The 12,514-nt window shown below is 39.2% G+C and carries 10 protein-coding genes and 1 other annotated feature; all 10 genes read left to right on the forward strand.

The genetic code is table 11. From position 1 onward, the window contains the following. Positions 1-75: 75 nt before the first annotated feature. The 10 genes from rplK to rpsG all read left to right on the forward strand — a co-directional run bounded on the left by rplK (position 76) and on the right by rpsG (position 12,482). Positions 76-501, forward strand: coding sequence for a 50S ribosomal protein L11 (gene rplK / locus ACFSFW_RS09310; RefSeq protein ID WP_010285014.1), 426 nt, complete (start codon positions 76-78; stop codon positions 499-501). A gap of 156 nt (positions 502-657) precedes the next feature. Continuing rightward, positions 658-1,347 (forward strand): 50S ribosomal protein L1, encoded by a 690-nt coding sequence (rplA, locus tag ACFSFW_RS09315; protein WP_304220147.1) that lies wholly within the window; start codon positions 658-660, stop codon positions 1,345-1,347. 62 nt (positions 1,348-1,409) lie between these two features. Then, positions 1,410-1,538, forward strand: a sequence feature (ribosomal protein L10 leader region). Positions 1,539-1,614: 76 nt separating this feature from the next. After that, positions 1,615-2,115 (forward strand): 50S ribosomal protein L10, encoded by a 501-nt coding sequence (gene rplJ / locus ACFSFW_RS09320; protein WP_304220146.1) that lies wholly within the window; start codon positions 1,615-1,617, stop codon positions 2,113-2,115. A 61-nt stretch (positions 2,116-2,176) separates the two neighbouring features. Beyond that, positions 2,177-2,539: a 50S ribosomal protein L7/L12 gene (gene rplL, locus ACFSFW_RS09325; protein WP_388037469.1), complete on the forward strand. Its 363-nt coding sequence runs from the start codon at positions 2,177-2,179 to the stop codon at positions 2,537-2,539. Between the two features lie 105 nt (positions 2,540-2,644). Beyond that, positions 2,645-3,250, forward strand: a complete 606-nt coding sequence (locus ACFSFW_RS09330) for a class I SAM-dependent methyltransferase (protein WP_304220145.1) — start codon at positions 2,645-2,647, stop codon at positions 3,248-3,250. Positions 3,251-3,700: 450 nt separating this feature from the next. Further along, a complete protein-coding gene (rpoB, locus tag ACFSFW_RS09335) occupies positions 3,701-7,270 on the forward strand; it encodes a DNA-directed RNA polymerase subunit beta (protein ID WP_388037472.1) in 3,570 nt (1,189 codons plus the stop codon). A 187-nt stretch (positions 7,271-7,457) separates the two neighbouring features. Beyond that, positions 7,458-11,054, forward strand: coding sequence for a DNA-directed RNA polymerase subunit beta' (rpoC, locus tag ACFSFW_RS09340; RefSeq protein WP_304220143.1), 3,597 nt, complete (start codon positions 7,458-7,460; stop codon positions 11,052-11,054). Between the two features lie 141 nt (positions 11,055-11,195). After that, a complete protein-coding gene (locus ACFSFW_RS09345; protein ID WP_388037475.1) occupies positions 11,196-11,444 on the forward strand; it encodes a 50S ribosomal protein L7ae-like protein in 249 nt (82 codons plus the stop codon). Positions 11,445-11,550: 106 nt separating this feature from the next. Next, positions 11,551-11,973 (forward strand): 30S ribosomal protein S12, encoded by a 423-nt coding sequence (rpsL, locus tag ACFSFW_RS09350; protein ID WP_099364816.1) that lies wholly within the window; start codon positions 11,551-11,553, stop codon positions 11,971-11,973. A 38-nt stretch (positions 11,974-12,011) separates the two neighbouring features. After that, positions 12,012-12,482, forward strand: a complete 471-nt coding sequence (gene rpsG, locus ACFSFW_RS09355) for a 30S ribosomal protein S7 (RefSeq protein WP_099364817.1) — start codon at positions 12,012-12,014, stop codon at positions 12,480-12,482. Positions 12,483-12,514: the final 32 nt, after the last annotated feature.

A 12,514-nucleotide genomic window follows, 5' to 3' on the forward strand; every position in this document is an offset into this window, starting at 1 on the left:
ATTGATTATAAAGAATAGATGAGTGGGAGGGTAAAACCCTATTACCACATCACGGACTTTAAGGAGGTGTGTCTCGTGGCTAAAAAAGTAATTAAAGAGGTTAAATTACAAATTCCAGCGGGTAAAGCAAACCCAGCGCCACCGGTTGGACCAGCATTAGGTCAAGCAGGTGTTAACATTATGGGATTCTGTAAAGAGTTCAACGCTCGTACAGCAGAACAAGCTGGTTTAATTATTCCTGTTGTAATCACAGTTTATGAAGATCGTTCATTTACATTTATTACAAAAACTCCTCCTGCTGCAGTTCTTTTAAAGAAAGCGGCTGGAATTGAGTCTGGTTCTGGTGAACCAAACCGTAATAAAGTTGCAACAGTTAAGCGTGATAAAGTACGCGAGATTGCAGAAACAAAAATGCCTGATTTAAATGCAGCAAATGTTGAATCTGCAATGCGTATGGTTGAAGGTACTGCTCGTAGCATGGGAATTGTCATCGAAGACTAATTCCAATTTGCTACAATTTGTTCGGGGGTTGCGGATGGAACATCACTTTTCTTTCGTTCGCAACCTTTGTTCTGTCTAGCGTCAGTGCATAAAAGTGCTGTCACGCTTGGCGTGGGAGGTTATTCCGTTAAAACCACAATTGAGGAGGAAATTAAAATGGCAAAAAGAGGTAAAAAGTACGTAGAAGCTGCTAAATTAGTAGACCGTACAAAAGCTTACTCAGTTGCAGAAGCAATTGAATTAGTAAAGAAAACAAGCACAGCTAAATTTGATGCGACTGTAGAAGTTGCATTCCGTTTAGGAGTAGACCCTAAGAAAGCTGACCAACAAATTCGTGGTGCAGTTGTTCTACCAAACGGTACTGGTAAAACTCAACGTGTATTAGTTTTCGCTAAAGGTGAAAAAGCAAAAGAAGCAGAAGCTGCTGGAGCTGATTATGTTGGCGATAGCGAGTTCATCAACAAAATCAACCAAGGTTGGTTTGATTTCGATGTAATCGTAGCTACTCCTGACATGATGGGTGAAGTTGGTAAGCTTGGTCGTGTATTAGGGCCAAAAGGTTTAATGCCAAACCCTAAAACAGGAACTGTTACTTTTGATGTAACAAAAGCAATTAATGAAATCAAAGCTGGTAAAGTTGAATACCGCGTTGATAAATCTTCTAACATTCATGTTCCGATTGGTAAGATCTCATTTGATGATCAAAAACTAATTGAGAACTTCACTACAATTTATGAAACTATGCTTAAGGTTAAACCATCTGCAGCAAAAGGAACTTACATGAAAAACGTTGCTGTATCTTCTACAATGGGACCTGGCGTAAAAGTTGACGCTTCTACATTCTAATTAGAAAATAGTGGATATTGACTTTTACAAGAGCATTTCATATAATAGATTTTGTTGTTAACAAATGAATAGCATTTGTACCGTAGACAGTAGGTGCTTCGATAGCTTAATTTCCTACCGAGGTGTAGTATATATTACTTGATCATTACTACCTCTGTGTCTACTTGGCATAGAGGTTTTTTAATCTAGAAACGTGTTCTTCATGAACGCCCTCTAACACCGAACGGTTTCAAGTGTTGCGAAATAACTCACAGGAGGTGTAAAAGAATGAGTCATGCAGTAGAACAAAAGAAACAAATCGTAACTGAAATTGCAGACAAATTACGTGAAAGTAAATCAACGATCGTTGTTGACTATCGCGGTCTATCTGTTGCAGAAGTAACAGAACTACGTAAGCAACTTCGTGAGGCAGGCATTGAATTTAAAGTGTACAAAAACACATTAACTCGCCGCGCTGCAGAACAAGCTGAGCTTGCTGGTTTAAATGATGCATTAACAGGACCAAACGCAATTGCATTCAGTAATGAAGACGTAGTTGCTCCTGCTAAAATTCTTAATGATTTTGCGAAAAAGCATGAAGCATTAGAAATCAAAGCGGGTGTTATCGAAGGAAATGTTGCAACTCTTGAGGAAGTTAAAGCTCTTGCTGATCTACCATCACGCGAAGGTTTACTTTCTATGTTGCTTAGCGTACTTCAAGCTCCAATTCGTAACCTTGCACTTGCTACTAAAGCAGTTGCAGAACAAAAAGAAGAGCAAGGCGCTTAATCGTAATACAATTATACAATTCGAAATACAAATAGGATAATTATTTAAGGAGGATTTTCTAATGACTAAAGAACAAATCATTGAAGCAGTTAAAAGCATGACTGTTTTAGAACTAAATGACCTAGTAAAAGCAATTGAAGAAGAATTTGGTGTAACTGCTGCTGCTCCTGTAGCTGTAGCTGCTGGTGGCGGAGCTGAAGCTGCTGCTGAGCAAACTGAGTTTGATGTTGTATTATCAGACGCTGGTGCACAAAAAATCAAAGTTATCAAAGTTGTACGTGAAATCACTGGTCTTGGCTTAAAAGAAGCTAAAGAACTTGTTGACAACACTCCAAAACCAATCAAAGAAGGCGTTTCTAAAGAGGAAGCTGAAGAAGTTAAAGCTAAACTTGAAGAAGTTGGAGCTGGCGTAGAAGTTAAGTAATCTTAAGTAACGTATGAAAAAGCTCGCTATCAAGCGAGCTTTTTTTATCAAGTATGAATGAAATGGGTATACTGTTCATATACTCTTATGTTGGGAGATATATTGATGGCCGAACATTATTATACTAGTAAACCCACTGTGGCAAGTAATCAAAAAACTCAGGTATTTGTCTTAAAAGGAAATTCATTTTCTTTTACAAGTGATAGTGGAGTTTTTTCAAAAAATGAAGTTGATTTTGGATCTCGTTTATTAGTGGAGGAGTTTGAAGCTCCAGAAGTTACTGGTCCATTTTTAGATGTTGGTTGTGGGTATGGTCCGATTGGTCTTGCACTCGCAAAAGTACATAATGAACGTCTTGTTGAAATGATCGACGTGAATGAACGGGCAATCGAGCTTTCAATAAAGAATGCGGAAATAAATAAGGTCACAAATGTTAATATACATCAAAGCGATTTATTTACAAATGTAGAAAAACGAGGCTTTGCGGCCATTATTTCAAATCCTCCAATTCGCGCAGGAAAAAAAGTGGTACATCATATTTTAGAAGAGAGCTATCAATATTTAGTTCCTGGCGGTGAATTGTGGGTTGTGATTCAAAAGAAGCAAGGAGCTCCGTCTGCGATCGAGAAGCTTGAGCTGATCTTCGAAGAAGTAGAGATTGTTGAAAGAAAGAAAGGCTACCATATTATTAGAGCTAAGAAAACGAAATAATTCAAAAGGAAATTTCCACTTGACAAATGAAAAAATAAGTTGACTGGGTATTTCACGTGTGGTAGCATTATATAATGCCGATATGTAATTTTTCCATGTATAACTAAAAAATTAAATATATGTATAAATATAGTATGTATGGAAAAACTGATAAAATCAATAGTTTGTTTTTAGAATTGTGGTTTTCATAGTAGAAACCCTTTTTCTTTTTGTCTATAAAAAAGGTTATTTTTCGGCTTAAAATAGCTATTAAACATTTTTCTAGACAAAACAGATCAGTATTTATTTGGCTTGAAAAAGTCGGATTTGATAGGCTGCTTTATGTGTCCTATCATTTTGATTTGCGGTTTACTTCTTACTATTTATATTAGTTTATAGGTAGGCTTTTATAATTAGTAAGTATTTATAAAATAGCAAGATTAATAACGCTTGATATGAGGGGTGAATGGGTTGATAGGTCAACTAGTTCAGTATGGACGACACCGCCAACGAAGAAGTTATGCTCGTATTAGTGAAGTTTTAGAATTACCAAATCTTATTGAGATTCAAACCTCTTCTTATCAGTGGTTTCTTGATGAGGGTCTTAGGGAAATGTTCCAAGATATTTCCCCGATTGAAGATTTTACAGGTAACCTATCTCTAGAGTTCATTGATTACAGTTTAGGTGAGCCAAAGTATTCTGTAGAGGAATCAAAGGAAAGAGATGTTACTTATTCAGCGCCACTTAGAGTAAAGGTGCGTTTGATCAATAAAGAAACTGGTGAAGTAAAAGACCAAGATGTATTTATGGGTGACTTCCCACTCATGACAGAAACAGGTACGTTCGTTATCAATGGTGCAGAACGTGTAATTGTTTCACAATTGGTTCGTTCACCGAGTGTTTATTTCAGTGGCAAAGTTGATAAGAATGGTAAACGCGGCTTTACAGCAACGGTAATACCAAACCGTGGTGCATGGTTAGAGTATGAAACAGATGCGAAGGATGTTGTGTACGTTCGTATCGACCGTACTCGTAAATTGCCGGTAACGGTCCTTTTGCGCGCGCTTGGGTTTGGCTCTGATCAAGAAATCATCGATTTATTTGGTGAAAATGAATATTTACGCAACACGCTTGAAAAAGACAACACAGAAAGCACAGAAAAAGCATTACTAGAAATATATGAACGTCTACGTCCTGGAGAACCGCCAACAGTCGAAAACGCAAAAAGTTTATTGGAATCACGCTTTTTTGATCCGAAGCGTTACGACCTTGCGAGTGTAGGACGCTACAAAATCAATAAAAAACTTCATATTAAGAACCGTTTGTTTAATCAGCGTATTGCAGAAACACTTGTTGATCCTGAAACTGGTGAGATTATCGTGGAAAAAGACACGCTTCTCGATCGCAGAACGCTAGACCGTATCATTCCATATTTGGAGAATGGTATTGGTTTTAAATCACTTCAGCCAGCAGGTGGCGTTATAGATGAAGAAATCACACTTCAGTCTATAAAGATTTACGCTCCAAATGACCCAGATGGCGAACAAGTCATTAATGTCATTGGTAATGCCTATATCGAAGAAGGCGTTAAGAATATTACACAAGCGGATATTCTTTCTTCAATTAGCTATTTCTTTAACTTGTTACATCAAGTTGGAGATACAGATGATATCGACCATTTAGGTAATCGTCGTCTGCGTTCAGTTGGTGAGCTTCTACAAAACCAATTCCGTATTGGATTATCAAGAATGGAACGTGTTGTTCGTGAGAGAATGTCAATTCAAGATACGAATACGATTACTCCACAACAATTAATCAATATCCGTCCAGTGATCGCTTCAATTAAAGAGTTCTTTGGTAGCTCTCAGCTTTCACAATTTATGGACCAGACAAATCCATTAGCAGAATTAACACATAAACGAAGATTATCAGCATTAGGACCTGGTGGTTTAACACGTGAACGTGCAGGATTCGAAGTTCGTGACGTTCATTACTCTCACTATGGTCGTATGTGTCCGATTGAAACACCAGAAGGTCCAAACATCGGTCTAATTAACTCATTATCATCTTATGCAAAGGTGAATCGATTTGGGTTTATCGAAACTCCGTATCGAAGAGTTGATCCTGAAACAGGCAAAGTTACAGATAGAATTGACTACTTAACAGCAGACGAAGAGGATAACTATGTTACTGCTCAGGCAAATTCTCGTTTAGGTGAAAATGGAGAATTTTTAGATGAAGATGTAGTTGCTCGTTTCAAGGGTGAGAACACTGTTGTACACCGTGACCGAATTGACTACATGGATGTATCGCCAAAACAAGTTGTTTCTGCAGCGACTGCATGTATTCCTTTCTTAGAAAATGATGACTCAAACCGTGCGCTAATGGGTGCGAACATGCAACGTCAAGCTGTTCCTCTTATGCAGCCGGAAGCGCCGTTCGTCGGTACAGGTATGGAGTATGTATCTGGTAAGGACTCAGGTGCCGCAGTAATTTGTAAACACCCTGGTATTGTTGAGCGAGTTGAAGCAAAACAAATCTCGGTACGTCGCTATCAAGAAGTTGATGGTCAAAAGGTGAAAGGCGACCTTGATAAATACCGTCTACTAAAATTTATTCGTTCGAACCAAGGTACATGTTATAACCAACGCCCGATTGTTACAGAGGGGGATGAAGTTGTTAAAGGAGAAATCCTTGCAGATGGTCCTTCTATGGAAAAGGGTGAACTAGCGTTAGGACGTAACGTTCTTGTTGGTTTTATTAACTGGGATGGATATAACTATGAAGATGCCATCATCATGAGTGAAAGACTTGTAAAAGATGATGTTTATACATCTATTCATATTGAAGAATATGAATCTGAATCACGTGATACAAAATTAGGACCAGAGGAAATCACACGTGATATTCCAAACGTTGGAGAAGACGCATTACGCAATCTCGACGAGCGTGGAATTATCCGTGTTGGTGCCGAGGTAAAAGACGGTGATTTACTTGTAGGTAAAGTTACACCAAAAGGGGTAACGGAACTAACAGCTGAAGAACGTCTATTACACGCAATCTTTGGTGAAAAAGCACGTGAAGTGCGCGATACTTCTCTTCGTGTACCACATGGTGGTGGAGGAATTGTTCTTGATGTGAAGGTGTTCAACCGAGAAGATGGAGATGAATTACCACCAGGTGTAAATCAGCTTGTTCGTGTATATATCGTTCAAAAACGTAAAATACACGAAGGAGATAAGATGGCTGGTCGTCACGGAAACAAAGGGGTAATTTCAAGAATTCTTCCGGAAGAAGATATGCCATACCTTCCAGATGGAACGCCAATCGACATCATGTTAAACCCACTAGGGGTTCCGTCACGTATGAACATCGGTCAGGTTCTAGAGCTACACTTAGGTATGGCTGCTAGACAACTGGGTATTCATGTTGCGTCACCAGTATTTGACGGTGCAACGGAAGAAGATGTTTGGGATACTTTAGAAGAAGCTGGAATGTCTCGTGATGCGAAAACAGTTTTATATGATGGAAGAACAGGTGAACCGTTTGATAATCGAGTATCTGTTGGTATCATGTATATGATTAAACTAGCACACATGGTTGATGACAAACTTCATGCTCGTTCAACTGGACCTTATTCTCTTGTTACACAGCAACCACTTGGTGGTAAGGCTCAGTTCGGAGGACAACGTTTCGGTGAAATGGAAGTTTGGGCGCTTGAAGCTTATGGTGCTGCATACACGTTACAAGAGATCCTTACAGTTAAATCCGATGATGTTGTTGGCCGTGTGAAGACATACGAAGCGATTGTTAAGGGTGAAAATGTACCTGAACCAGGTGTACCTGAATCGTTTAAAGTATTAATTAAAGAACTACAATCACTGGGATTAGATGTGAAAATTCTTTCAGGTGATGAAGAAGAGATTGAAATGCGTGATTTAGAAGATGATGAGGAAGCAAGTCAATCAGAGGGAATATCTCTTGATTCTGACCAACAAACCGACTCAGAATTAGAAAAGAACGCAGTAGTTAAGGAATAGATATCATTAAGCAGCAAGAACTGCTGCTTAATGATAAAGCCTCCGGCGGATGCCACGATTTTTTTAAGGAAACTTTTCGAGCGTGCTCGAAAAAAATCGGGCACAAATACGCCAAGGCGCATTTGATTGTCATTCAAAGCAAAGGTCAATTAGGGTAATCCTGAAGATCAAAAGGGAGGTAGGCCCCTTGCTAGATGTTAATAATTTTGAATACATGAGCATTGGCCTCGCTTCTCCAGATAAGATCCGTTCATGGTCTTTCGGTGAAGTGAAGAAGCCAGAAACAATTAACTATCGTACATTAAAACCAGAAAAAGATGGGTTATTCTGTGAACGAATCTTTGGTCCACAAAAGGACTGGGAATGTCACTGTGGTAAATATAAACGTGTTCGCTACAAAGGTGTAGTCTGTGATCGATGCGGCGTAGAAGTTACTCGTGCAAAAGTTCGTCGGGAACGCATGGGACATATTGAACTTGCAGCACCTGTATCACATATTTGGTACTTTAAAGGAATTCCAAGCCGAATGGGACTTGTCTTAGACATGTCCCCTCGGGCTCTTGAAGAAGTAATTTACTTTGCTTCTTACGTTGTAACAGAAACTGGAGATACTCCTTTAGATAAAAAGCAATTGCTTTCTGAAAAGGAATATCGTGCATACCGTGAAAAATACGGGAACACATTCCATGCTGCAATGGGCGCTGAAGCGATTAAAAAGCTTCTGCTCGATATCGATCTAGAAAAAGAAGTAGATGGCTTAAAAGAAGAGTTGAAAACTTCTCAAGGACAAAGAAGAACTCGTGCAATTAAGCGACTTGAGGTACTGGAAGCATTCCGTAACTCAGGTAACGAGCCTTCATGGATGATTCTTGATGTACTACCAGTTATTCCTCCTGAACTACGACCAATGGTTCAGCTTGATGGTGGTCGTTTTGCAACTTCAGATTTAAACGACTTATACCGTCGTGTTATTAACCGTAACAATCGCTTAAAGCGTCTTTTAGATTTAGGCGCACCAAGCATTATTGTTCAGAATGAAAAGCGTATGCTTCAAGAAGCGGTTGATGCACTGATTGACAACGGACGTCGTGGCAGACCTGTTACAGGACCTGGTAACCGTCCACTAAAATCCCTTTCACACATGTTGAAAGGTAAGCAAGGTCGTTTCCGTCAAAACCTATTAGGTAAACGTGTTGACTATTCTGGTCGTTCCGTAATTGTTGTAGGTCCGAACCTTAAGATGTATCAATGTGGTCTACCAAAGGAAATGGCGTTAGAACTATTCAAACCATTTGTGATGAAAGAGCTAGTTGAAAAAGGGCTTGCTCACAACATAAAGAGTGCGAAAAGAAAGATTGAACGTGTGCAACCTGAAGTTTGGGATGTGCTTGAGTCAGTAATTAAGGAGCATCCGGTTCTCTTAAACCGTGCCCCTACATTACACCGTTTAGGTATTCAAGCATTTGAACCTACATTAGTTGAAGGACGCGCAATCCGTCTTCACCCACTTGTGTGTACGGCATATAATGCAGACTTTGACGGTGACCAAATGGCGGTTCACGTACCACTTTCTTCTGAGGCGCAAGCTGAAGCGAGACTATTAATGTTGGCAGCACAAAATATTTTAAATCCGAAAGATGGAAAGCCAGTAGTTACACCATCACAGGATATGGTATTAGGTAACTATTACTTAACTATGGAGCGTCCTGGGGCAGTCGGAGAAGGAATGGTTTTCAAGGATACAAATGAAGCTATTCTTGCATATCAAAATGGGTATGTACATCTTCATACTAGAGTTGCGGTACATGCGGGTTCCTTAATGAACCCAACATTTACAGAAGAACAAAATAATATGTTGCTAATGACAACAGTAGGTAAGTTGATTTTTAATGAGATTTTACCAAGATCATTCCCATTTATTAACGAACCTACAAAAACAAACCTAGAAGTGAAAACACCTGAAAAGTATTTTGTTCCTAAGGGTGCGAATGTTAAAGAACTAATTCAAGCTCAAGAACAGATCGATCCGTTCAAGAAGAAAATACTCGGTAATATAATTGCTGAAATCTTTAAACGTTTTAAAATTACTGAAACCTCTAAAATGCTTGATCGCATGAAGGATCTTGGATTTAAGTATTCAACAAAAGCTGGTATCACTGTTGGTGTAGCAGATATTGTTGTATTAGCTGAAAAAGAAGAGATTTTAGCGCAAGCTCAAGCAAAGGTTGATAACGTATTAAAACAATTTAGACGTGGTTTAATTACAGAAGATGAGCGTTATGATCGAGTTATCTCAATCTGGAGTGCGGCGAAAGATACCATTCAAGGCAAGCTAATGGCTTCACTTGATAAGCGAAACCCAATCTTCATGATGAGTGATTCCGGTGCCCGTGGTAACGCATCTAACTTTACACAGTTAGCTGGTATGCGTGGACTTATGGCGAACCCGGCTGGTCGTATCATTGAACTTCCAATTAAATCTAGTTTCCGTGAAGGTCTAACAGTATTAGAGTACTTCATTTCTACGCATGGTGCTCGTAAAGGTCTTGCAGATACTGCCCTTAAGACAGCTGACTCTGGTTACCTAACAAGACGTCTAGTTGACGTAGCTCAAGACGTAATTGTACGTGAGGACGACTGTGGTACAGATCGCGGCTTACTTGTTAGCTCGTTAAAAGAGGGAACAGAAATTATTGAACCTCTTGAAGAGCGTCTCGATGGCCGTTATGCAAGAAAGAAAGTTGTTCACCCTGAAACAAATGAAGTGTTAGTAGCAGAAAACGAACTAATTACAGAAGATATCGCAAAAATAATTGTTGATGCTGGTGTCGAAGAAGTTACAATCCGTTCTGCGTTTACATGTAACACACGCCACGGCGTTTGTAAAAAATGTTATGGTCGTAATCTAGCAACGGGATCAGAGGTTGAAGTTGGTGAAGCAGTTGGTATCATTGCCGCTCAATCAATCGGTGAACCAGGAACTCAGCTTACAATGCGTACATTCCATACTGGTGGGGTTGCAGGAGACGATATAACTCAAGGTTTACCTCGTATTCAAGAATTATTTGAAGCGAGAAATCCAAAAGGTCAAGCTGTTATTACAGAAATCAACGGTGTTGTTACCGCAGTTAATGAAATAAAAGACAGACAGCAAGAAGTTGTAATCCAAGGTGACGTTGAATCTCGTTCTTACACTGCACCATATGGCGCTCGCTTGAAGGTCGCTGAAGGTCAACAAGTTGAGAGTGGTCAGGTGTTAACTGAAGGTTCTGTTGATCCAAAAGAATTATTAAAGGTTACTAATACTACTGCTGTTCAGGAATACCTTTTAAAAGAAGTTCAAAAAGTATATCGTATGCAGGGTGTTGAAATTGGTGATAAACACGTCGAAGTTATGGTAAGACAGATGCTTCGTAAGGTTAGAGTTACTGATGCAGGTGAAACAGATGTATTACCAGGTTCATTACTTGATATACATCAATTCACGGATGCTAACACGAAAGTATTACTTGAAGGTAAAGCTCCTGCTACTGGTAGACCGGTACTTCTAGGTATTACTAAAGCATCACTAGAAACTGATTCATTCCTATCTGCTGCGTCATTCCAGGAGACAACTCGTGTCCTAACTGATGCTGCAATTAAAGGAAAACGTGATGAATTACTAGGACTAAAAGAGAATGTAATTATTGGTAAACTTGTTCCTGCAGGTACAGGTATGAATCGTTATCGACGAGCAGAACCAGTAGTTGTAGAGCAACAAGAAGACACTGTTGGTGTTGAATAAAGGTTAGAAGAGCATATCTAAGATAGTGGATGTCTACTACGAGCCTAAATAATTTTATTTACTTGTAGTTGACATCCTTCTCTTAGGGTGTTAATATATCTAAGGTGCTCCTTAAACCTGTTGCTTTGGAGGATATTTTAGATGTCTTATGAAAAAGTATCACAGGCAAAGAAGATAATTATAGGTACTAAGCAGGCAGTAAAGGCTATACAAACCGATAAGGTAAAGGAGATAGTTGTGGCAGAAGATGCCGATCGGCGTGTGATCAACAAAGTATTACAATTAGCTGAGGTACAACAAATCCCAATATCAAAGGTAGATTCGATGAAAAGGCTAGGAAAAGCTTGTGGAATCGAAGTAGGAGCTTCTGCTGTTGCGATAATTAATTAAGAACTGTTTTTGTGGAGAAGTGAATCTACAAGAACTTTGTTTTTTGTAAAAAGATGAACCACCTGGATATGTGGTCTTGATGAAAGAAGAAGGGAGGAAACAAATAATGCCTACTATTAACCAATTAATTCGTAAGGGTCGCGAAAGCAAAGTTCAAAAATCCGACTCTCCAGCATTAAATAAAGGTTACAACAGCTTCAAAAAGTCACAAACTAATGCTACTTCACCTCAAAAGCGTGGTGTTTGTACACGTGTTGGTACTATGACTCCTAAGAAGCCGAACTCAGCACTTCGTAAGTATGCTCGTGTACGTTTAACTAACGGAATTGAGGTTACTGCTTACATCCCAGGAATTGGTCACAACTTACAAGAGCACAGTGTTGTACTAATTCGTGGTGGACGTGTTAAAGACTTACCGGGGGTACGTTATCACATCGTTCGTGGTGCACTTGACACTGCTGGTGTTAATAACCGTGCGCAAAGTCGTTCTAAATATGGTACTAAGAGACCAAAAGCAGCTAAGAAATAATAGACTAACACATTTATGACTGAAAGGAGGAAATATCAATGCCTCGTAAAGGACCTATTACTAAAAGAGATGTATTACCAGATCCAATTTACAATTCAAAGCTTGTAACTCGTTTAATCAACAAAATGATGGTTGATGGAAAAAGAGGTAAATCTCAAGCGATTTTATATAATGCGTTTGATTTAGTTCAACAACGTTCAGGTAAAGATGCAATGGAAGTGTTTGAACAAGCACTTAAAAACATCATGCCTGTCCTAGAAGTAAGAGCACGTCGTGTAGGTGGTGCAAACTATCAAGTTCCTGTTGAAGTTCGCCCGGATCGTCGTTCTACTTTAGGATTACGTTGGTTAGTAAACTACGCTCGTCTTCGTGGTGAAAAAACAATGGAAGAGCGTTTAGCTAACGAAATTCTTGATGCAGCCAACAACTCTGGTGCATCTGTTAAGAAACGTGAAGATACTCACAAAATGGCAGAAGCAAACAAAGCATTTGCTCACTATCGTTGGTAATAATTTAATTCAGCTTTTTGCTGAATTAAATT

It is taken from the genome of Ferdinandcohnia salidurans (genome assembly GCF_042680725.1).
Classification (GTDB): Bacteria; Bacillota; Bacilli; order Bacillales; family Bacillaceae_L; genus Ferdinandcohnia; species Ferdinandcohnia salidurans.